Source organism: Paraburkholderia tagetis (genome assembly GCF_022213065.1).
Taxonomy (GTDB): Bacteria; Pseudomonadota; Gammaproteobacteria; order Burkholderiales; family Burkholderiaceae; genus Paraburkholderia; species Paraburkholderia tagetis.
In genome coordinates, this window is record NZ_JAKLJA010000038.1 from 1 (window position 1) to 21775 (window position 21775).

A 21775-nucleotide genomic window follows, 5' to 3' on the forward strand; every position below is an offset into this window, starting at 1 on the left:
GCCTGCGTGACGCCGCACGACACGGCGATGACTTCCGTCGCCACGCCGGCTTCCTTCAGACGAACCGCTTCTTCCACGGCGATTTCGTCGAACGGGTTCATCGACATCTTCACGTTGGCGATGTCGACGCCCGTGCCATCCGACTTCACACGAACCTTGACGTTGTAATCGACTACGCGCTTGACTGGCACAAGGACTTTCATTCACATGCTCCGAAGTTACGAATACGTCAACCTGGCGGACATTATAGCGATAGCGTTCCCGCTCGCACCCACCCACCAGCACATTTCCCGCACGGTTCGCTTCTGCCCCAAATACCTCGGTCCTACCCCTGTATGACCAGAGTTGGCGCTTTGGCTGCCGGCCGGCGCGAGTGCCTCACACCCGCCCCTATGCCGAGCGCCTTGCTCTGGCCCCATGCAAGGCGGCCATCAGTTGCGAACGATCGTGCGATTTTATGTCGGAAAAAACCCGGGTATCAAGCCCGGGTTTCTCCGACCGAACGCTCTACCTATTCTGACGCCAAGCCCTCACCCACCGGAACGAGGCTCACCATGACGAGATCACAGCCCCACCGAACTTCTGCTCGACGTACTGCTTCACCTCCGGCGAGTGATACGCCGCCACCAGTTTGGCCACCCACGGTTTGTTACGGTCGGCCGCGCGAATCGCGATGATGTTCACGTAAGGCCCCTTCGGGTCCTCGATCGCAATCGCATCCTGCTTCGGCTTGAGCCCCGCTTCCATCGCGAAGTTCGTGTTGATCGCCGCGGCATCCACGTCGTCGAGCGAGCGCGGAATCTGCGCCGCGTCGAGCTCGACGATCTTCAGCCTGCGCGGATTTCCCACGATGTCGCGCGGCGTTGCCTTCAGGCCGGCATCGGCGCGCAGCTGAATGAGACCCTGCTTCTCCAGCAGCAGCAACGCGCGGCCGCCGTTCGTCGGATCATTGGGAACCGCAATGCGCGCACCCGGCTTGAGCTCGGCGAGCGTCTTGACCTTCTTCGAGTAGATGCCCATCGGAAACGTGACCGTGTCGGCGAGCTTGACCAGCTTGTAGCCGCGATCCTTCACCTGCGCGTCGAGATACGGCTCGTGCTGATAGCTGTTCGCATCGAGGTCGCCGCCCGCGAGCGCCGCGTTCGGCTGCACATAGTCGGAAAACTCGACGATCTTGATCGTGAGACCGTTCTTCGCCGCGACCTGCTTGACCACTTCCATCACCTGCTCGTGCGGGCCGCCTGTCACACCCACCTTGATGGTCTCGTCGGCGTGCGCCGCGAGCGGAGCGCAAAGCGGTACGACGATCGAAGCCGCACCGAGCGCAGCCGCCAGCCGGATCATGAAACGACGTTGCATACCCAAACCTTTGTCCTGAGTGAGAGTGGTCGAAGAACTGCCTGGCGAGCCTTGCCAGCCGCTTATTTATGGCTCAGGCGCCGCACGAGCCAGTCGCCGAACGACTGCACGAGCTGCACGAACACGATCAGGATCACGACGACGATCAGCATGACTTCGGGCTCGAAGCGCTGATAGCCGTAGCGGATGCCCAGATCGCCGAGACCACCGCCGCCGATCGCCCCCGCCATCGCCGAATAGCCGACGAGCGAGATGAACGTGATGGTCAAGCCGGCCACCACGCCCGGCAGCGACTCGGGCAGCAGCACCTTGAAGACGATCTGGCGCGTGCTCGCGCCCATGGCCAGCGCGGCTTCGATGAGGCCGCGGTCGACTTCGCGCAGCGCGGTTTCCACGAGACGCGCGATGAACGGCGCAGCGGAAATCGTGAGCGGCACGATGGCGGCCGCGGTGCCGATCGACGAACCCACCACGACGCGCGTGAACGGAATCACGGCGACGAGCAGGATGATGAACGGCGTCGAGCGCACGGCGTTGACGATCACGCCCATCACGCGATTGACGGCGATGTTCTGCAGCACGCCTTCGCGGTCGGTCAGATAGAGCAGCACGCCCAGCGGCAAGCCGATAGCCGCGCCCACCACGCCGGAAATGCCTACCATGACGAGCGTTTCCCAGAACGACTGGACGAACATGTCGAACATTTCACTCCACATGGGACAGCTCCTCCACCACCACGCCCTGTTCGCGCAGCCACGCAATTGCCTGCACCACTTTCACCGGATCGCCGCCCGCGAGCACCGCGAGCGAGCCGAACGCCTGGCCCTGGATTTCGTCGATCTGGCCATGCAGGATGTTGAAATCGAGCTCGAAGCGACGGATTGTCTCCGAGAGCACCGGCTGATCGACGCCCGTGCCCGTGAAGGCGAGACGCAGCAAGTGCCCATTGCCCTTCGCGAGCCGTTCGGCCACGCGGGCCTTGAGCGCGGGCGGCAGTTCTTGAGCGATCACGTCGCCGAGCAGCGCGCGCGTGACTTCGTGGCGCGGCTGCAGGAACACGTCGATGACCGGGCCGGTTTCCACGACACGGCCTGCGTCGAGCACGGCCACACGGTCGCAGACCTGTTTGATCACCTCCATCTGGTGCGTGATCATCACGACGGTCAGATTCAGCTCGCGATTGATCTTGCGCAGCAGGTCGAGAATGGCGCGCGTGGTTTCCGGGTCGAGCGCGGAGGTCGCCTCGTCCGAGAGCAGCACTTTCGGCTTGCTCGCGAGCGCGCGCGCGATGCCCACGCGCTGCTTCTGGCCGCCGCTGATCTGCGACGGGTAGCGGTCTTTCTGCGCGGCGAGGCCGACGAGCTCGAGCAGCGGCAGCACCGTCTCCTCGATCTGCGGACGCTTCATACCCGCAAGCTCTAGCGGCAGCGCGACGTTGTCGAACACCGTGCGCGACGAGAGCAGGTTGAAGTGCTGGAAGATCATGCCGATCTCGCGGCGCGCCTCGCGCAGGTTGGCGCTCGAGAGCGACGTGAGCGTGCGCCCGTTGACGACGATGTCGCCTTCGGTGGGCCGCGTGAGCAGATTGATGGTGCGCACGAGCGTGCTCTTGCCCGCCCCGCTGCGCCCAATGATGCCGAACACTTCCCCCGGCGGAATCGTCAGATTGACGTTGTGCAGCGCCTCGATCCAACCTTGTGGGCCGGCGAAGCGCTGGGAAACGTTTCGAATTTCGATCATGAAAAAAAACGAAACGGCGGGTGCGCCGCGCGCCGCGTTGCCTGTGCCGCGATCTTTCAATCGCACAAGACGCGTCGCGCCGGCAGACAGCCGCCGCTTGCTGGACTGGAATCAAGCTCGGCATTTTACCCTGGCGGGTAAATTCCTATTAATAATCATTTCCGATATTTTCATAACCCGAAATCATTAGAGGGGTTTCGCTGCGTTCGCGCGCCGTAACGGGTGCTACCCTCTGCCGACCGCGCTCAGGTCCTTCGGTCCTCAATGGTCCCGAATGGTCCCGAATGGTCCCGAATGGTCCCGTAGCGCCATACGACGCATATAACGAATAGCCAGGGAGCAGCAAGCGATGGAGACGACCCCGCCGCAGGATGCGGCACGCGCGGCATCGGCACCGACCGCGGGCGCAGCGCCGCAACGCACGACGCTGCGCGCCCGCGACGGCACCGGGTTGCCGCTGTACGCCTGGTACGCCATGAGCGACGAGCCACGCGCGGCTGTCGCCCTCTTGCATGGCCTCGCCGAGCACGCGGGCCGTTACGCAGCGCTCGCGGCACGCCTGAACGCGGCTGGCATCGACGTTTATGCGATCGATCTGCGTGGACACGGGCACGCGGATGGACGCCGCGCATGGGTCCCCCACTTCGACGACTATCTCGACGATGCACAGGCGCTCGTCGAGCATGCGGCCGCACAATGCCGCGCGCGCAAGACGCCGCTCTTTCTGATGGGCCACAGCATGGGTGGCGCGATCGCCGCGCTCTACGCGATCGAGCGCGCGCCGAACACGGACGTGGCGTTCGCGGGCCTGCTGCTTTCGAGCGCCGCGCTGGCGCCCGGCCGCGACGTGCCGCACTGGATGATCGCCGCGAGCCGCGTGATGAGCGCGGTCTGGCCGCGCTTTCCCGCCATGAAGATCGACGCGGGCCTGCTCGCGCGCGACGCCGCCGTGGTCGAGGCAAACCGGGCCGATCCGCTGGTTCACCACGGCGCGATTCCCGCGCGCACGGGCGCGGAGTTGCTTGACGCAATGAAGCGTATCGAGGCTGGGCGTGCCCAATTACGCATGCCGGTGCTGATCTGGCACGGCACCGAGGACAAGCTCACCGAGCCCGAAGGCAGCCGCGCGTTCGGCGCGCATGTGGGATCGCCCGACCGGACTCTCACGCTCTATGAAGGCAGTTATCACGAGACGCTCAACGATCTCGACCGCGAGCGCGTGATCGGTGCGATGCTGGACTGGATCGGCCGCCACTAGCTTTGCGTGGGACCGGAGCAGGTGCTAAAGCGCTCACTCCGGTCGCTAGCCGACTGGCGGAAAACCCGCTGAGCCGCGAAACAGCGACGAAAGACTGGCGGGACTCCCCGGCCAGTGCGGCTTCAGTGCCGCTTCAGTACCACTTATTTGCCCGGACGTTTCTCGATGAACGCCTGCACGCCATCAAGCGCCGGGTCGGTCATCATGTTGCAGGCCATGGTCTGCCCAGCCAGCTGATACGCGGCCTCGACGCCCATCTCGAGCTGCCGGTAAAACAGTCCCTTGCCGGCCGCCACCGCCTCGCGCGGCTTCGCGCAGATGCTCGCGGCGAGCGCAGTCACGGCGGCATCGAGCTCCTCCGCAGCGACGACGCGGTTCACGAGCCCCTCATGCAACGCCTTCTGCGCATCGATGAATTCGCCCGTCATCAGCATCTCGAACGCCGCCTTGCGCGAGACGTTGCGCGTGAGCGGCACCGCCGGCGTCGAGCAGAACAACCCGAGGTTGATGCCCGAAACCGCAAAACGCGCCGACTCGGCGGCCACCGCGAGATCGCACATCGCGACGAGCTGGCAGCCTGCCGCCGTCGCCACGCCCTGCACGCGCGCGATCACGGGCTGCGGCATCGTCTGGATGGCGAGCATCATCTTCGAGCAGCGCGCGAAGAGCCGCTTGTAGTAATCGAGCGAAGGCGCCGCGCGCATTTCCCTGAGATCGTGACCGGCGCAGAACGCGCGGCCCGCCGCCGCAATCACCACGACGCGCGCGTCCGATTTCGCAATCGCGGCCAGTTCCGTCTGCAACGCGTCGGTGAGCGCTTCGGAAAGCGCATTGAACGCGTCGGGCCGGTTCAGCGTGAGACGCACGACGCCGGGCACGCCATACGCATCGTGCGCGACGTCGACGAGCGACGCGGCATCGGCAGAAGACGACGAAGGCGGAACGGCTGCGGTACTCATGGTGCACGGCTCCTTCTAATCAGATATCGGCCAGCGCACGCAGATGCGCCACCACACTGCGCCCGAGCGCCGACAGGTTGTAACCGCCTTCGAGACAGCTCACGATGCGCCCTTTCGCGTGGCGCTTCGCGACCTCGCGGACCTGCTCGGTGATCCACGCATAATCGTCCTCGACGAGGCCCATGTTGCCGAGATCGTCCTCGCGATGCGCATCGAACCCCGCCGAGACGAACACCATCTCCGGCTTGAACTCGTGCAGGCGCGGCAGCCACATGATGTCGATCGCCTCGCGCACTTCCATGCCCCTGGTGCGCGCCGGCATCGGTACATTGACCATGTTCGGCGCCTGATTGTCCGCGCCCGAGAACGGATAGAACGGGTGCTGGAAGATGCTGCACATGAGCACGCGCGAATCGCCCGTAAAAGCGGCTTCCGTGCCGTTGCCATGATGCACATCAAAGTCGACGATCGCGACGCGCGAGAGACCATGCACGTCGAGCGCATGGCGCGCCGCCACCGCGACATTGTTGAAGAAGCAAAAGCCCATCGCGCGCGCGGGCTCGGCGTGGTGGCCGGGCGGGCGCACGCTGCAAAACGCGTTTTCATAGCGGCCCGCGATCACGGCGTCGGTCGCGGCGACGGCGGCGCCCGCCGCGCGCAATGCGGCCTGCCACGTGTGCGGGTTCATCGACGTGTCGGGGTCGATCGGCGCGTAGCCTTCCTGCGGCGAGAGCTGGCGCAAATAGTCGATGTGCGCCTGGGTGTGCACGCGCAGGAGCGCGGCTTCTTCGACGAGCGGCGCGGAGTCGTCGCGCTCGATCAGTGCGTCGATGCGGCCTGCAATGAGCTGGTCTTCGATCGCCTGCAGGCGCGCGGGGCATTCGGGATGCCACTCGCCCATTTCATGCAGCAGACAGTCGGGATGCGAGAAAAAGCCGGTCGTCATGTCTCGTAGCACCGTGCACTCGAGCCTGCACTCGGGGGCGCGCTGCGGGTCTCCATCAGTTCTTTCGTCGGGTTTGCCGCGCAGGAATTTGCAACAGTCACGCGGCCCGCGTTCGAGCGCGGACAGTCGTCACGTTACCACAGGCCCTTCGCACTTCACCCGCGAGCCCACGTGCGCGCATGTCCAGCCGCACACGCCGGGGCCTTTCGGCGCGGAGCGCTCGGGTATACTGCGCCGGATCACGTCCTCTCGTTCTAAACCGTCCGCCTGCCATGACGCAAAAGCCCGCGCACCCGTCTGTTTCACCCGCCTTCAGCCAACCGCGCATCAAGTCTTTCGCCCTCGCGCTTTGCGCTGCGGCGGTGCTGTCGGCATGCGCCGAGCAGTCGCAATCGACGAAGTCGACACAAACGACGCATCCGGCCCAAACGACGCAATCCGCGGGACAGGCCACGCCGGGCGCGAATCAGAAGCCCCCGGCACCCGCCCAGACGACGCCGCCAGCCGCCACGCAAGGCCAGACGTTCGAAGAGGAAATCGTCCCGCAGCGCTACGCGAACAACGCCAATGTCGACACCTTCATCAACGACATGGTCGCGCGCTACGACTTCAATTCCGACGCATTGCACGCGCTGTTCTCGACCGTGAGCTATTCGGCCACGGCGGTGAAGCTCGTCACCCCCTCGCCCACGCCGAGCGCGAAGAACTGGCGTGTCTATCAGGCTCGCTTTCTCGACACGGTGCGCATCAACGCGGGCGTGCGCTTCTGGCGCGCGAACCAGGCCACGCTGCAGCGCGCGGCCGACGAGTTCGGCGTGCCGCCCGAGGTGATCGTCGGCATCATCGGCGTGGAGACGATTTACGGGCGCTATATGGGCAACTTCCGCGTGCTCGACGCGCTCACCACGCTCGCCTTCGATTACCCGGACACGGCCAATCGCGCGGACCGCATGGCGACGTTCCGCAAGAACCTCGAAGACTATCTGGTGTGGACGCGCGACCAGCAGGTCGATCCCAGTTCGGTGCTCGGCTCGTACACGGGCGCAATCGGCATTCCGCAATTCCTGCCGAGCAGCATCGCGCAATATGCCGTCGATTACGAGGGCAATCATCATATCGACCTGCGTAATAGCCCCGCCGACGCGATCGGCAGCGTCGCGAACTATCTGAAGCAAAACGGTTGGGAGCCGGGCCGCCCCGTGGTGTGGAACATCGCGAGCGACCCAGGCAGCCAGGGCATCGCGCAGGCCGCCGCCGACGGCAAGCCCGAGCCACACTTGCCGCTCGCGCAATTGCTGCGCTCGGGGCTCGCCCTGAACGAGCCGAACGTGGATCTGGCCACCGAAGGCGGCACGCCGGTCACGGTCGTCGACCTGCCCACGCCGGGCCGCGCGACCGAGTACAAGCTCGGGCTGAAAAACTTCTACGTGCTCACGCGCTACAACCGCAGCTTCTTCTACGCGCTCGCGGTCTACCAATTGGGCCAGCGCGTGAAGGCGCAGATGATCGCGACGGGTGGCGCACAGTCGGCGCAGCGGCAATAAGCGACTAACCAGGCGTCCAACCAGGCATCCAACCAGGCGACAAAATAAGCGCCACTAACACATCAGGCATCGCCGGATAGCACAACGGGCGGGGTGTCTCTCGAGAGACACCTCGCCCGTTTCAATTCAGGCGCCGGATTCGCGCCAGCGCAGCGGTCTGGTGGCGATCAGGCCGGAAACACTCCGGTCGACAGATAGCGGTCGCCGCGATCGCAGACGATGAACACGATCGTCGCATTCTCGACCTGACGCGCGATACGCAAAGCCACCTCGCACGCGCCGCCCGACGAAATCCCCGCGAAAATGCCTTCCACCGAGGCCAGACGGCGAGACATCTCTTCGGCGGCGGCCTGGCTCACGTTTTCGGTGCGATCCACACGGCTGCGGTCGAAGATTTTCGGCATATAGGCTTCAGGCCATTTGCGGATGCCGGGAATGCGCGAGCCGTCTTCCGGCTGAGCGCCGATGATCTCGATCGCCGGATTCTGCTCTTTCAGGTAATGCGACGTGCCCATGATCGTGCCCGTCGTGCCCATCGACGAAACGAAGTGCGTGATACGCCCTTCGGTCTCACGCCAGATTTCCGGGCCGGTGCCCTCGTAATGCGCAAGCGGATTGTCGGGATTGCCGAACTGATCGAGGATGATGCCCTTGCCGTCGCGCTGCATCTGTTCGGCGAGGTCGCGGGCATATTCCATACCGCCCTTCACCGGCGTGAGCATGATTTCGGCGCCATAGGCGGCCATGCTCTGGCGGCGCTCGATGGACAAGTCCTCGGGCATGATCAGCACCATCTTGTAGCCGCGAATCGCCGCGGCCATGGCCAGCGCGATACCGGTATTGCCGCTCGTGGCCTCGATGAGCGTGTCGCCCGGCTTGATGCGGCCGCGCTCTTCAGCCTTGCGGATCATCGAAAGCGCCGGCCGGTCCTTGACCGAGCCCGCCGGATTATTGCCTTCCAGCTTGGCCAGCACGACGTTGTTGCGAGCGCGAATCTCGTCGTCGGACAGGCGGACGAGTTGCACGAGCGGCGTATTGCCGATCGTGTCTTCAATGGTCTTGTATGGCATAGGTAATGGCGGTCTGGGCGGTCTGGCGCCGGTCTGGCGAATTTCGGTAATTTTTCGATTCTAAACCACGCAGCCACCCCGCGCAGGGGAGCCCTGAAGGCGTAAGGGATGTCACCCGGCACCCGCGCGGGCCGTTCCGCTCCGACGCGAGCGCAGCAGCGGCGCGAAAAGCCCGCGGCGCGGGCCGCGGGCAATCCGCCGGAGCGACGCCCGAAGGAGACGGGCCCGGCGACTTGCGGGAAACCGTGCAACCGCCGCCTGCGAGCCGCCCCGGACGGTTGCACGGATGTCGCGCAACACGAGAAAGCGGCAGGCGCTACTTCTTGACGGCCACCGTTGCCGCTTGCGGCTGCGCGGCTCCAGTCTTCGCGGGAGCGGCCTTCGCGCCGGCCTGCGTCGCCTGGGCCACCTGCGTCCCCTGCGTTCCTTGAGCCGCTTGCGCATTCGCAGGCCCGACCGCCAATCCTTCGGCCTGCAAACGTTCAACGGTGTGACCACCAAGGCCCTTGACGCGCTTGCCGAGATCGGACGCGTCCTTGTACGGCCCGTGCGCGCTGCGCTCGTCGAGAATGGCCTTGGCGCGCGCGGGCCCGATGCCCTTGATACCGCGTAGAGCGTCCTCGTTGGCCGAGTTGACGTCCACGGCCGCGAACACCTGGCCGAATGCGGCAACGAGCGCTACCGTGGCGAGCAATTTCTTGATCATGCTGGATCTCCGTTGATGCCAACGCCGGCGACCATCGCCGGCGAGGAGAGTCCAGTTTAGGGAGACGCGGCTTTCGCTTACACCTGGCCAGACAGCCAACGCACGTAGCGGTCGACGCCTTCTTGCACCGTCAGGAACGGTGCGTCGTAGCCCGCTGCGCGCAGCTTCGCGAGATCGGCCTGCGTGAAGCACTGGTACTTGCCGCGCAGCGCGTCGGGGAACGCGATGTATTCGATGAGGCCCTGCTGCACCTGCTCTTCGAGCGTGAGCGCGCTCTTGCCGTCCATGACGCGCAGCGTGTTGACCACCGTGCTCGCGATGTCATTAAACGGTTGCGCGCGGCCGCTACCGAGATTGAAGATGCCGCTCTTCCCGGGATGATCGAAGAAGAACAGGTTGACCTTCACGACGTCTTCAACGGAAACGAAGTCGCGCGTTTGCTCGCCCTGCGCATAGCCGTTGTACTCGCCGAACAGCTTCACTTTGCCTTCAGCGCGGAACTGGTTGAAGTTGTGGAACGCCACCGAGGCCATGCGGCCTTTGTGCGTCTCGCGCTGCCCATAGACGTTGAAATAGCGAAAGCCCGCAATCTGGCTTTGCGCGGTGGGCAGCACGCGGCGGATCACCTGGTCGAACAGGAACTTCGAATAGCCGTAGACATTGAGCGGTGCTTCCACTTCGCGATCTTCGACGAAACGGCTCGAGCCGCCGTAGATGGCCGCCGACGACGCATACAGAAACTGCGTGCCCTGCGCGAGGCAGGTGTCGAGCACCGCGCGGCTGTAGCGGAAGTTGTTGTCCATCATGTAGCGGCCGTCGGTTTCCATGGTGTCCGAACAGGCGCCTTCGTGGAACACCGCGCGCACTTTGCCGAAATCGCCGCGCGCAAAGCGCTCGACGAACTCGGTCTTGTCGATGTAATCGTCGATTTCGCAGTCGACGAGATTCTTGAACTTGTCCGCGCGGGTGAGATTGTCGACGGCGATGATGCGGTCTTCGCCGCGTTCGTTCAGCGCCTTGACGATATTGCTGCCGATGAAGCCGGCCGCGCCGGTCACAATGAGGGTCATGGTAATTCTGCGGTGAAGAGGTTCACGCGAGGCCGGGAAAACTCTCCGGAAATCCCTGCCTCACCGCGCCCGTCGAGCGGCCGCGCTCGCCAGGCGCGGCCACACGCGGAACGTCATTGAAAGAGTTCGTCGTAATCGACGGTGGCGGTGCCGAGCTTGCCCACCACGATACCGGCGGCGCGGTTCGCGAGCGCGACGGCCTCGACGAGCGAAAGGCCCGCGCCCAGCGTGGCCGCGACGGTTGCAATCACGGTGTCGCCGGCACCCGACACATCATACACTTCGCGTGCGACAGCCGGCGCGTGCAGCACGCCGTCATCGGAAAAGAGCGTCATACCCTCCTCCGAGCGCGTGAGCAGCAGCGCGTCGAACTGCAATTCGTGGCGCAGCTTCGTCACGCGCGCGAGCAGATCCGCTTCGGACTTCCAGTTGCCCACCACTTCGCGCAACTCTGCCCGGTTCGGCGTGATGATGCTCGCGCCGCGATAGCGCTCCCAGTCATCGCCCTTCGGATCGACCAGCACGGATTTGCCCGCGGCGCGCGCCTTCGCGATCATCTGCGTGACATGCGTGAGGCCGCCCTTCGCGTAGTCCGACATGAGGATCACGTCGTGCTCGGGCAGCAGCGCATCAAAGCGCGCGAGACCCGCAAGCAGCGCCTCGTGCGTGGGCGACTTCTCGAAATCCATGCGCAGCAGTTGCTGCTGACGCGAAAGCACACGCAGCTTGATCGTCGTAGGCAGTGCGGGATCGCGCTCGAGATACGCGTTCACATGGCTCTCGCCAAGCAGCTCGACGATGCGCTCGCCCGGCTCGTCATGTCCCACCACGCACAGAAGCCCAGCGGTCGCGCCAAGCGCCGCCGCGTTGCGCGCCACGTTGGCCGCGCCGCCCAGGCGGTCTTCCTGGCGCTGCACATGCACCACGGGCACCGGCGCTTCCGGCGAGATGCGATTGACGTCGCCGAACCAGTAGCGGTCGAGCATCACGTCGCCCACCACCAGCACGCGCGACGCCGCGAACCTCTCGCGCGGCACGATCGTGACCTCAGGCGCGAGCGTCGCGTTCTCAGGCTGCTGGGGTTGCATCGCTTGCGTGTTTGACATGGGGCCGTCCAATCGAGTGGTAGTCAAAGCCGAGCTCCGCCATCGCGTCGGGCTCATAGAGATTGCGTCCGTCGAAAATACGCGGCGCCTTCAGCGCCTCTTTCAGATACTCGAAATCGGGGGCCTTGAATGCCGTCCATTCGGTGACGATCACGAGCGCATCCGCGTCCTTGAGCGTGTCGTCCTGGCTGAGCGCGAACGTGAGGCGCGCATGCTGGTCCGGCACGCTGGCGAGATCGAGCGCGAACACGCGCCGCGCTTCGTCGGTCGCGACCGGATCGTAGGCCGAGACCGTCGCGCCGCGCGTGAGCAGCTCGGCGATCAGGCGGCGGCTCGGCGCTTCGCGCATGTCGTCGGTATTCGGCTTGAACGCGAGACCCCAGACCGCGAAGCGCTTGCCCGTCAGGTCATCGCCAACCGATTTGACGATCTTCTGCACCAGCACGTCCTTCTGATCGTAGTTCACGTTCTCGACCGCTTCCAGAATGCGCAGATTCTGGCCCGACTCGGCGGCCGTGCGGATCAGCGCCTGCACGTCCTTCGGGAAGCACGAGCCGCCATAGCCGCAGCCCGCGTAGAGGAAGTGATAGCCGATGCGCGGATCGGAGCCGATGCCGCGTCGCACCGACTCGATGTCGGCGCCCACGCGGTCGGCGAGATTCGCCATCTCGTTCATGAACGAGATGCGCGTGGCAAGCATGGCGTTGGCCGCGTACTTCGTGAACTCGGCCGAGCGCACGTCCATGTAGATCGTGCGTTCGTGGTTGCGGTTGAACGGGGCGTAGAGGCGCTTCATCTTCTCGCGCGCCAGCTCGCCGTTCGCGTCGTCGTCGAGGCCGATGATGATGCGGTCCGGGCGCATGAAGTCGTCGACGGCTGCGCCCTCCTTCAGGAACTCGGGGTTCGAGACCACCGAGAAACGGTGCTGGTTGCTGCTGCCAAGGCCACGCCTGGCAAGCTCTTCGGCGAGCACGCCCTGCACGCGCTGGGCGGTCCCCACGGGCACGGTCGACTTGTCGACGATCACCTTGAAGCCGTTCATGTAGCGGCCGATGCTGCGTGCGGCTTCGAGCACGTACTGCAGGTCCGCCGAGCCGTCTTCGTCGGGCGGCGTGCCCACGGCGATGAACTGGACTTCGCCGTGCTCGACGCTCGCGGCGACGTCAGTGGAAAACGTGATGCGGCGCGCCTTGCGGTTGCGCTGGATGAGCTCGAGCAGACCCGGTTCGTGGATCGGCACGCCGCCGCCGTTCAAGATGTCGATCTTGCGCTGATCGACGTCGAGGCAGAACACGTCGTGACCGATTTCGGCAAGGCACGCCCCAGTGACGAGGCCGACATAGCCGGTACCGATAATGGTGATTTTCATACGCGCTCCGGTGACAGATTCGGAAATAGGTGTTGCATATGCGCCAATGCGCACTCGACAGGCCGCGCCCGCTCGCGCCGGCGTCTAGCCGCGCAGGCGCGAGCAAGCCCGCGAACGGGCGCCGCCTTCAGACTGGGCGCCGCGCGCATCAGCCCGATGCAGGGATGGGCTCGACGCGACGCGGCGCATAGGTTTCCCAGCCGCTGCAGCCGGGGCACTGCCAATAGAAAAGGCGCGCCCGGAAGCCACAGTTCTGGCAGGTGTAACGTGGCAGATTCTTGGTGCGTTGCTGGATCAGCTTGCGCATGAGTTCGAGTTCGCCGCGCCGCGGCTCTTCGGCGCTAGCCTGCTGCGCTTCGAGCAGACGCGTCATGCCGGCGAGATTCGGCGATTTTTGCATCTGCGTGCGAGCGAGCGCGTGGGCCGCGTCCGGGCCGCTCAGCTCGGCAACGTATTTATACGCGACGTCGAGCAGATCGTTCGAGGAATAGCGGTCGACCCATTCGGTGAGCACTTGCGCGCCTTCTTGCGCACGGCCCAGCGCCTCGTAGCCCTTCATCATCTTTTCGGCCACCAGCGGCAGATAGGCGGGATTCTGCGCCTCGACGCGCTTCCACTGCGCGAGCGCACCTTGCCAGTCGCCGCTCGCGGCATCCACGTCGCCCGCGAGTATCGTCGCGCGCACATTCTGTTCGTTGGCCTTGAGCGCGAGTGCAAGCTGGCGCCGCGCCTCATCCGCGTTCTTGCGCTGCAGCGCTTCCTGCGAGAGTTCGCAGTGGAACTGCGCGATTTCGAGGCCAAGCTCCGGCGCACCCATGGTTTCGAGCAGACGCGCCGTCTCGATCGAGCGGTTCCAGTCCTTTTCGATCTCGTAGATCGTGAGCAGCGCGCGCTGCGCGCCCTGCGCGTAGTCACCCGATTTGAGCATGCTGAACGTCTCTTCGGCGCGATCGAGCATGCCGGCTTTCAGGAAGTCCTGGCCAAGCTCATAGAGCGCGTGATCGCGCTCGTTCACGGGCAGGTCCGAGCGCGAGAGCAGATTCTGGTGCACGCGGATCGCACGATCGGTTTCGCCGCGCCGGCGAAACAGGTTGCCGAGCGCGAAGTGCAGCTCGACGGTTTCAGGGTCGAGCTTGGCGACCTCGATGAAAGCGTCGATGGCCTTATCGGGTTGCTCGTTGAGCAGGAAGTTCAGGCCGCGGAAATATGAACGCGGCAGATTGGCGCTTTCGGACAGCAGCGCCTTCAGGTCGTAGCGCGACGCCATCCAGCCGAGTGCAAACGCGACGGGAATGACGAGCAGCCACCAAAAATCGAGATCCATGCGAGCGATGGTATGAACGGTAATCAGGCCGCGCGCCGCGGATACCCATGCAGCGCCTGAAAGCACCTATATGGGATCGACGGCACGCGGCACGGCAATTCGGCTCAGATGAGCGGCGGCAGCGGCGGCTCTGCGGGCGTCGCAGGCGTTTCCTTGGCAGTGCGCAGGTCGCGCTTCAGGCGACCGTTCTCCATGCGCAGCCGGAACATCGCGGGCAGCGCCGAAAGCAGACCAGCCAGCAGCCCCACGACGAAGAACGCCAGCCCGATCAGAATCAACGGGGCCTGCCACGCATAGCCGGCCAGAAAATTCAGCGTCGTAGTTTGCGTGTTGGCCAGCGCGAGTACGAGCAGCAGCACGAACACCAGCACACGGATCACCCAGGCGATCAATCTCATGAAGAGTCTCTTGGCAGTTGCGGGAAAGCGCCGGCGCGGTTCGCTTGCTGCGCCGCAGCATCGGCCGCGCCGAAGTGTCCCGTATTGTAATGGAACGGCTCGCGCGCCGGCACCCGCGCGAGGCCGCAAGCGGCATAAGCCATGTACGCTACGTAAGCCGCTCAAGCTGGCGGGCGGCCCGGCAGCAGGCTCGCAAGACCGTACAGGGGAAAGCCAGCGCCTCCCAAAAACCGTGGACGAAAAAAAAGCGCCGGGTTTCGAAAAACCCTGCGCTTCTTTCGGTCCATGCACTGGCCATCTGGCATTGACCGCCAACGGCTGCAACCGCTGCGAATACCCTGCGGCGCTTACAGATCGTCGTCCGGCTCGTCTGCCTTCAGCGGCTCACCCGAATTACTGTCGACGCGCTCGCGCAATTCCTTGCCCGGCTTGAAGTGCGGCACGAACTTCTCAGGCACCAGCACCTTTTCACCCGACTTGGGATTGCGCCCAACGCGCGACGGCCGACGATTCAGGCCGAAGCTGCCAAAGCCGCGAATTTCGATGCGATGGCCCTTGGCAAGCGCCTCGGACATCGCATCGAGCATCGTCTTGACCGCGAAATCCGCATCCTTGAGAACAAGTTGCGGAAATCGCGTAGCCAGCTGCGCGACCAATTCAGATTTGGTCATACTTCAGCTTGCCCCCGTTTGAGGCTTACTGGTTCTGGCCGTCGAGCTTGGCCTTCAGCAGTGCGCCGAGGTTGGTCGTGCCGGTGGCAGCCGAACCCGTGTCCGACGACATGCTGCGCAGTGCTTCTTGCGTCTCGGCCGAGTCCTTCGCCTTGATCGACAGGTTGATGCCACGCGACTTGCGATCGATGTTGATGATCATCGCATTGACCTTGTCGCCTTCCTTCAGCACGTTGCGAGCGTCTTCCACGCGATCTTGCGCGATTTCCGAAGCACGCAGGTAGCCCTCGACGTCCGCCGTCAGCGTGATGACCGCACCCTTCGCGTCGACCGACTTCACCACGCCGTCGACCGTTGCGCCCTTGTCGTTGATCGCGACGAAGTTGCTGAACGGGTCGCCTTCGAGCTGCTTGATGCCGAGCGAGATGCGTTCCTTCTCGACGTCGATGCCCAGAACCACGGCTTCGACTTCGTCGCCCTTCTTGTACTTGCGCACGGCTTCTTCGCCGGTTTCCGACCACGACAGGTCCGAAAGGTGAACCAGACCGTCGATGCCGCCGGGCAGGCCGATGAACACGCCGAAGTCGGTGATCGACTTGATCGCGCCTTGCAGCTTGTCGCCCTTCTTGAAGTTGCGGCTGAAGTCATCCCACGGATTCGCCTTGCACTGCTTCATGCCGAGGCTGATACGGCGGCGGTCTTCGTCGATCTCGAGGACCATGACTTCGACTTCGTCGCCCAACTGGACAACCTTCGACGGAGCAACGTTCTTGTTGGTCCAGTCCATTTCCGAAACGTGGACGAGGCCTTCGATGCCCGACTCGACTTCGACGAACGCGCCGTAGTCGGTGATGTTCGTGACCTTGCCGAACAGGCGCGTGCCCGACGGGTAGCGGCGCGAGATGCCTTCCCACGGATCGTCGCCCAGTTGCTTGATACCGAGCGAAACGCGGTTCTTTTCCTGGTCGAACTTGAGGATCTTCGCGGTGACTTCCTGGCCAACCGAGAGAACTTCGCTCGGGTGACGCACGCGACGCCATGCGATGTCGGTGATGTGCAGCAGGCCGTCGATGCCGCCGAGGTCCACGAACGCGCCGTAGTCGGTGATGTTCTTGACCACGCCGTTGACGATCGCGCCTTCCTTGAGCGTCTCGAGCAGCTTTGCGCGCTCTTCGCCTTGCGTGGCTTCGATCACTGCGCGGCGCGACAGCACAACGTTGTTACGCTTGCGGTCGAGCTTGATGACGCGGAATTCGAGCGTCTTGCCTTCGTACGGCGTCGTGTCCTTGACCGGACGCGTGTCGACGAGCGAACCCGGCAGGAACGCGCGGATGCCGTTGACCATGACGGTCATGCCGCCCTTGACCTTGCCCGTGATCGTGCCGGTCACGAGTTCGTTGTTGTCGAGGGCCTTTTCCAGCGACAGCCACGAAGCGAGACGCTTCGCCTTGTCGCGCGACAGGATGGTGTCGCCGTAGCCGTTTTCCAGCGCGTCGATCGCGACGGAAACGAAATCGCCCGCCTGAACCTCCACTTCGCCCTGGTCGTTCAGGAATTCCTCGAGAGGAATATAAGCCTCGGACTTCAGGCCAGCGTTGACGACCACGAAGTTGTGGTCGACGCGCACGACTTCAGCGGAGATGACTTCGCCGGCGCGCATGTCCTGGCGGGTCAGCGACTCTTCGAACAGAGCCGCGAAAGATTCGGTATTCGGGGTGGAGGTTTGCAGGTCGGACATAAAAATCTGGATTTGCATGGTTTTCGCTGCTCCGCCGATCGGTCTGGACCGGTTGGGCGTTGAGGCCGGAACGCTTATGCTCGCGGCACAGATGCAAAAGCCATACGGGGTTAAAGGGTTTAACAAACGCCCCGCCTCCCGGCAGGGCACCAACACGTACTACATCACTACGACTTCTTGCTGCGATTTGCCGTGGCCACAGCGTTCATCAACGTGAATCGGGGTGGCGCGCAGAGCGCAGTTCGCTCGACTCCTGATACCACTGCACGACCTGTTCGACCGCCTGGTCGATGGACAGCGCCGAGGTATCCAGCAGCTTCGCATCCGCTGCGGGCTTGAGCGGCGCGGCCGCGCGGTTACTGTCGCGCGCGTCGCGTTCACGCAAATCCCGAAGCAAGTCATCCATATTAGCAGAAAAACCTTTTTGGATCAATTGCTTATGCCGGCGGGCCGCGCGGGCCTCCACGCTGGCCGTCAAGAACACCTTCAGGTCGGCGTCCGGGAAGATCACGGTGCCCATGTCGCGCCCGTCGGCAACGAGGCCCGGAAGCTTGCGAAACGCCCGCTGACGGGCCACCAGCGCGGTGCGCACGGAAGAATGCGCGGCAATCATGGAGGCCCGGTTGCCCACTTCCTCGGCACGAATTTCATTCGAAGCATCAACGCCGTCGAGCTGCGCGAGGCCTTCGCGGAACGTGATGTGGAGATCGTCGATCAGCTTTGCAAGCCCGTCGGCGTCGTCGGCCGCAATCGCGTAGCGCACGCTCGCAAGCGCGGCGAGCCGGTACAGCGCGCCGCTATCGAGCAGGTGAAAGCCGAGATGCGCGGCAACCAGCGTGGCCACCGTGCCCTTGCCGGAGGCAGTCGGGCCGTCGATCGCGATAACGGGCGTCGGATAAAAGGGACGGGTCGATTTCATGCGGCAAAGGTACTCGGCGGAATCAAGATTGTGCGAGCGCGAGGAAGCGCTCGAAATAATCGGGGAACGTCTTGCCGACGCACTTCGGGTCGTTGATGCGCACCGGCACGCCGCCGAGACTCACGAGCGAAAAGCACATGGCCATGCGGTGATCGTCGTAGGTGTCGATCGCGGCATTCGGCGTGAGCGTTGCGGGCGGACGCACGACCAGGTAGTCGGGGCCCTCCTCCACGTCGGCGCCCACTTTGCGCAATTCGGTGGCCATCGCCGCGATGCGGTCGGTCTCCTTCACGCGCCAGCTCGCGATGTTGCGCAGCGTGGTCGCGCCGTCGGCGAAGAGCGCCGCCACGGCGATGGTCATGGCCGCGTCGGGGATCAGGTTGAAGTCCATGTCGATGGGGTCGAGCTTGCCGTGATCGTTGCCGATGCCGCGCACCTCGATCCAGTCGTCGGCGACCGTCACGTTCGCGCCCATGCGCATAAGCGCGGCGGCAAAGGCGACGTCGCCCTGGATGCTCGAGCGCCCCACCCCCTCCACACGCAGCGGACCGCCGCCAATCGCGCCTGCCGCGAGGAAGTACGAAGCCGAGGACGCATCACCCTCGACCATGATCTTGCCCGGCGACTGATAGCGCACACCGGCCGGCACCTCGAAGCGATGCCAGTCGTGGCGCTCGACCTTCACGCCGAAGCGCTCCATCAGCTTGATCGTGATCTCGATGTAGGGCTTCGAGATCAATTCGCCGTCCACCTCGACGACCGTCACGCCGCCCTGTGCGCGCACGAGCGGCAGCGTCATGAGGAGCGCGGTGAGGAACTGGCTCGACACGTCGCCGCGCACGCGGATGGGCGCGTCGACCAAGATTTGCGCCGGACGGATGCGCAGCGGCGGATAGCCGTCGTTCTCCTCGTAATCGATCTTCGCGCCGATCTGGCGCAGACCGTCGACGAGGTCGCCGATGGGACGCTCGTGCATGCGCGGCACGCCATGGATGCGGTAGTCGCCGCCATTCACGGCAAGCGCCGCCGTGAGCGGGCGCACCGCCGTGCCCGCATTGCCGAGGAACAGGTCCGCTTGCCGCGCCGTGAAGGCGCCGCGCGTGCCCTGCACGACACAGGTGTCGCCTTCGCGCGTGAGCTTCACGCCGAGCTTCGCGAGCGCGTCGAGCATCACGCGCGTGTCGTCGGAGTCGAGCAGGTTCGTGATCGTCGTTTCGCCTTCGGCGAGCGCCGCGAGCAACAGCACACGGTTCGAGATGCTCTTCGAGCCAGGCAGGCGGACTGTGCCGGACGCACGGTTGAACGGTCCGAGATCGAGGTATTCCATGAACGTGTCCTGATGGTGCTGCGGCGGGCTTCAAAATAATGCGCCGCGCCGCGTGACTGTTGCCTACTTGCCGGGAGCCGCGTCGGCGGCATCGCCGGTGGCGCGGGCGATTCCCGCCGCCGAGCTACCTGTTGTGCCAGCTGCGCCGCCTGTGTCACCCGCGCCCTGGCCGCCGCGTTCCTGCCATGCCTTGCGCGCCGCGCGCGAGCGCGCGAACACGGTTTCGAGCGCGGCGCCGTCGCCGGCATCGATGGCCGCGCGCAGCTTCGACAGCACTTCAGTGTAGGCGTCGAGCTCGGCGAGCAGCGCCGTGCGGTTCGCGAGACAGACATCGCGCCACATCTCGGGGCTCGATGCGGCGATGCGCGTGAAGTCGCGGAAACCGCCCGCGGCAAACGAAAATTTCAACTCGGCGTCGGGCGTGGCCAGAATCTGGTCGACGAGTGCAAACGAGAGCACATGCGGCAGATGGCTCACCGAAGCGAACACGCGGTCGTGCTGCGCAGCGGGCATCTGGCCAATCACGGCGCCCGTCGCACGCCACATCGCGGCGATGCGCTCGACCGCCTCGGGCGCGTTTTCTTCGAGCGGACACAGCACGACGTTGCGGCCCACGTAGAGGTCCGGCAAGGCCGCTTCGACGCCGCTCGATTCGCGGCCCGCAATCGGATGCCCCGGCACGAACTGGCCGATGCGCCCACCCAGCGCCGCGCGCGCGGCGGCGATCACGTCGCCCTTGGTGCTGCCAGCGTCGGTGACGATGGTGTGCAGCTGCAGATGCGGCGCAATGCGCTCGAGCAGCGCCTGGGTCTGCGCGACGGGTGCCGCGATCAGCACGAGGTCCGCGCCTTCGAGCGCCGCGGCCAATGCCGCTTCGTCGTCGAGCGTCGCGGCCGCGTCGACCACGCCCAGTTCGAGCGCGCGCGCAACCGAATGGGCGCGCCGGCCCACGCCGATCACCCGGCCCTTGGCACCCGCGCGTTCACGCAATGCGCGTGCGAGCGATCCGCCGATCAGGCCGACGCCGAAAATCACCAGCTTGTTGAAGGAAAACGCACTCACACCATCACCGGAATAAAGAAAAATTGTGCGCTCATGCGGGGGCCAGCGCGCGTTCAAGCGCTGCGAGGAAGGCCGCGTTCTCCTCGGCCAGGCCGATGGTCACGCGCAGCCACTGCGGCAGACCATAGCCGCCGACCGGGCGCACGATCACGCCCTGCTTGAGCAGTTCGAGATTGACGCGCTCGCCCGCCTGATCGTCCGTACCCACGCGCACGAGCACGAAGTTGCCATCGGACGGCACATATTCGAGACCCATGCGCTCGAACGCGGCGGTGAGCGTGCGATAGCCATCGGCATTGAGCGCGGCGCTCTGCTCGAGAAAAGCCGTGTCGCCGAGCGCGGCAATCGCCGCAGCCTGTGCGAGCACGTTCACGTTGAACGGCTGACGCAGACGGTTGAGCAGATCGCCCTGCTCGGGCTGTGCGATCGCGAAGCCGATGCGCAGGCCCGCGAGCCCGTACGCCTTCGAAAACGTGCGCGAGACGAGCAGGTTCGGATAGCGGCGCACCCACGCGATCGAGTCATAGCGCTTGTCCGCCGCGAGATATTCGGTGTAGGCCTCGTCGAGCACCACGACCACATGCGGCGGCACCTTCGCGATAAACGCTTCGAGCGCGGCGCCGTCGATGAACGTGCCCGTTGGATTGTTCGGATTGGCAACGAAAATCAGGCGCGTGTCCTCGGCGACCGCCGCGAGCATCGCGTCCAGATCGTGCCCGTACTTCACGGCCGGCGTCACGAGATGGCGCGCGCCGAGCCCCTGGGTCGCAAGCGCATAGACTGCGAACGAGTACTGCGAATAGACGATCGACTGGCCGTGCTCGACGAATGCGTGCGCCGCCATTTCGAGGATGTCGTTGCTGCCGTTGCCCAGCGTGATCCACTCGGGCGGCACGTCGTAGCGCGCCGCGAGCGCGGCCTTCAACTCGAAGGCGTTCGAATCCGGATAGCGGCCCAGCTCGCTCGCGGCCTGCGCAGCGGCCTGCAAAATCGCGCGCCGCGCCGATTCAGGCATGCCGAGCGGATTCTCGTTCGACGCGAGCTTCACGATGCGCGCCTCGTCGAGGCCGAACTCGCGGGCGACTTCGGAAATCGGCTTGCCGGCGACATACGGCGCGATCGCGCGCACATACGTTGGGCCGAATTGCGTGGTCATGCGGGTCTCTCCAGTATCGGCCAGAGTTTGTGCGGAGCACCGACTCTCGCCCC

The 21775-nt window shown here is 64.8% G+C and carries 23 protein-coding genes; 4 read left to right on the forward strand and 19 right to left on the reverse strand.

The window, feature by feature from the left end; all coding sequences use genetic code 11:
- From L5014_RS30145 to L5014_RS30160, 4 genes are all read right to left on the reverse strand, one after another.
- On the reverse strand, positions 1-203 hold a 203-nt coding region (locus L5014_RS30145), incomplete at its 3' end, for an electron transfer flavoprotein subunit beta/FixA family protein (RefSeq protein ID WP_420800165.1).
- A gap of 346 nt (positions 204-549) precedes the next feature.
- On the reverse strand, positions 550-1359 hold the full coding sequence (locus L5014_RS30150) for a MetQ/NlpA family ABC transporter substrate-binding protein (protein ID WP_238467453.1): 810 nt from the start codon (positions 1357-1359) through the stop codon (positions 550-552).
- Between the two features lie 62 nt (positions 1360-1421).
- A complete protein-coding gene (locus L5014_RS30155) occupies positions 1422-2075 on the reverse strand; it encodes a methionine ABC transporter permease (protein ID WP_238467454.1) in 654 nt (217 codons plus the stop codon).
- Positions 2065-3099 carry a methionine ABC transporter ATP-binding protein gene (locus tag L5014_RS30160; RefSeq protein ID WP_238467455.1) on the reverse strand — a complete coding sequence of 345 codons (1035 nt, stop codon included), beginning with the start codon at positions 3097-3099 and terminating at the stop codon, positions 2065-2067. The genes L5014_RS30155 and L5014_RS30160 overlap by 11 nt, the downstream gene beginning before the upstream one ends.
- Between L5014_RS30160 and L5014_RS30165 the strand changes: the two genes are divergently transcribed.
- On the forward strand, positions 3098-3289 hold the full coding sequence (locus L5014_RS30165) for a hypothetical protein (RefSeq protein WP_238467456.1): 192 nt from the start codon (positions 3098-3100) through the stop codon (positions 3287-3289). The genes L5014_RS30160 and L5014_RS30165 overlap by 2 nt on opposite strands.
- A 159-nt stretch (positions 3290-3448) precedes the next feature.
- Complete coding sequence (locus L5014_RS30170) at positions 3449-4357, forward strand: alpha/beta hydrolase (RefSeq protein ID WP_338019356.1); 909 nt, start codon at positions 3449-3451, stop codon at positions 4355-4357.
- Positions 4358-4500: 143 nt separating this feature from the next.
- Here the strand turns inward: L5014_RS30170 and L5014_RS30175 are convergent, their stop codons facing one another.
- Both L5014_RS30175 and L5014_RS30180 read right to left on the reverse strand, forming a co-directional pair.
- Positions 4501-5316: an enoyl-CoA hydratase gene (locus tag L5014_RS30175; RefSeq protein WP_238467457.1), complete on the reverse strand. Its 816-nt coding sequence runs from the start codon at positions 5314-5316 to the stop codon at positions 4501-4503.
- Positions 5317-5335: 19 nt separating this feature from the next.
- On the reverse strand, positions 5336-6262 hold the full coding sequence (locus L5014_RS30180) for a histone deacetylase family protein (protein ID WP_238467458.1): 927 nt from the start codon (positions 6260-6262) through the stop codon (positions 5336-5338).
- A gap of 272 nt (positions 6263-6534) precedes the next feature.
- On the opposite strand from L5014_RS30180, the gene mltB reads away from it, so the two are divergent.
- Positions 6535-7806 (forward strand): lytic murein transglycosylase B, encoded by a 1272-nt coding sequence (mltB, locus tag L5014_RS30185; RefSeq protein ID WP_238467459.1) that lies wholly within the window; start codon positions 6535-6537, stop codon positions 7804-7806.
- A gap of 167 nt (positions 7807-7973) precedes the next feature.
- Here the strand turns inward: mltB and cysM are convergent, their stop codons facing one another.
- The 7 genes from cysM to L5014_RS30220 all read right to left on the reverse strand — a co-directional run bounded on the left by cysM (position 7974) and on the right by L5014_RS30220 (position 14849).
- Positions 7974-8876, reverse strand: coding sequence for a cysteine synthase CysM (cysM, locus tag L5014_RS30190; protein ID WP_238467460.1), 903 nt, complete (start codon positions 8874-8876; stop codon positions 7974-7976).
- Between the two features lie 316 nt (positions 8877-9192).
- Positions 9193-9582: a ComEA family DNA-binding protein gene (locus L5014_RS30195; protein ID WP_238467461.1), complete on the reverse strand. Its 390-nt coding sequence runs from the start codon at positions 9580-9582 to the stop codon at positions 9193-9195.
- Positions 9583-9659: 77 nt separating this feature from the next.
- Positions 9660-10652 (reverse strand): ADP-glyceromanno-heptose 6-epimerase, encoded by a 993-nt coding sequence (gene rfaD, locus L5014_RS30200; protein WP_238467462.1) that lies wholly within the window; start codon positions 10650-10652, stop codon positions 9660-9662.
- Between the two features lie 113 nt (positions 10653-10765).
- Positions 10766-11758 carry a D-glycero-beta-D-manno-heptose-7-phosphate kinase gene (rfaE1, locus tag L5014_RS30205; protein ID WP_420800166.1) on the reverse strand — a complete coding sequence of 331 codons (993 nt, stop codon included), beginning with the start codon at positions 11756-11758 and terminating at the stop codon, positions 10766-10768.
- On the reverse strand, positions 11721-13127 hold the full coding sequence (locus L5014_RS30210; RefSeq protein WP_238467463.1) for a UDP-glucose dehydrogenase family protein: 1407 nt from the start codon (positions 13125-13127) through the stop codon (positions 11721-11723). The genes rfaE1 and L5014_RS30210 overlap by 38 nt, the downstream gene beginning before the upstream one ends.
- Positions 13128-13275: 148 nt before the next feature.
- Positions 13276-14451, reverse strand: a complete 1176-nt coding sequence (lapB, locus tag L5014_RS30215) for a lipopolysaccharide assembly protein LapB (RefSeq protein WP_238467464.1) — start codon at positions 14449-14451, stop codon at positions 13276-13278.
- Between the two features lie 104 nt (positions 14452-14555).
- Positions 14556-14849, reverse strand: a complete 294-nt coding sequence (locus L5014_RS30220; protein WP_238467465.1) for a lipopolysaccharide assembly protein LapA domain-containing protein — start codon at positions 14847-14849, stop codon at positions 14556-14558.
- A 44-nt stretch (positions 14850-14893) separates the two neighbouring features.
- Here L5014_RS30220 and L5014_RS30225 point away from each other — a divergent pair, with 44 nt between their 5' ends.
- Positions 14894-15157 (forward strand): hypothetical protein, encoded by a 264-nt coding sequence (locus tag L5014_RS30225; protein ID WP_238467466.1) that lies wholly within the window; start codon positions 14894-14896, stop codon positions 15155-15157.
- 39 nt (positions 15158-15196) lie between these two features.
- Here L5014_RS30225 and L5014_RS30230 read toward each other — a convergent pair whose 3' ends face one another.
- The 6 genes from L5014_RS30230 to hisC form a co-directional block, all read right to left on the reverse strand.
- Positions 15197-15520 carry an integration host factor subunit beta gene (locus L5014_RS30230; RefSeq protein ID WP_238467467.1) on the reverse strand — a complete coding sequence of 108 codons (324 nt, stop codon included), beginning with the start codon at positions 15518-15520 and terminating at the stop codon, positions 15197-15199.
- Between the two features lie 25 nt (positions 15521-15545).
- Positions 15546-17276 carry a 30S ribosomal protein S1 gene (gene rpsA / locus L5014_RS30235; protein WP_238467468.1) on the reverse strand — a complete coding sequence of 577 codons (1731 nt, stop codon included), beginning with the start codon at positions 17274-17276 and terminating at the stop codon, positions 15546-15548.
- 190 nt (positions 17277-17466) lie between these two features.
- The gene (cmk, locus tag L5014_RS30240) at positions 17467-18177 is read right to left on the reverse strand and encodes a (d)CMP kinase (protein ID WP_238467469.1); all 711 of its coding nucleotides are present in this window, start codon (positions 18175-18177) and stop codon (positions 17467-17469) included.
- A 22-nt stretch (positions 18178-18199) separates the two neighbouring features.
- Positions 18200-19504, reverse strand: a complete 1305-nt coding sequence (aroA, locus tag L5014_RS30245) for a 3-phosphoshikimate 1-carboxyvinyltransferase (protein WP_238467470.1) — start codon at positions 19502-19504, stop codon at positions 18200-18202.
- 63 nt (positions 19505-19567) lie between these two features.
- Positions 19568-20566 (reverse strand): prephenate dehydrogenase, encoded by a 999-nt coding sequence (locus L5014_RS30250; protein ID WP_238467471.1) that lies wholly within the window; start codon positions 20564-20566, stop codon positions 19568-19570.
- 31 nt (positions 20567-20597) lie between these two features.
- Positions 20598-21722: a histidinol-phosphate transaminase gene (gene hisC, locus L5014_RS30255; protein WP_238467472.1), complete on the reverse strand. Its 1125-nt coding sequence runs from the start codon at positions 21720-21722 to the stop codon at positions 20598-20600.
- Between the last annotated feature and the right edge of the window lie 53 nt (positions 21723-21775).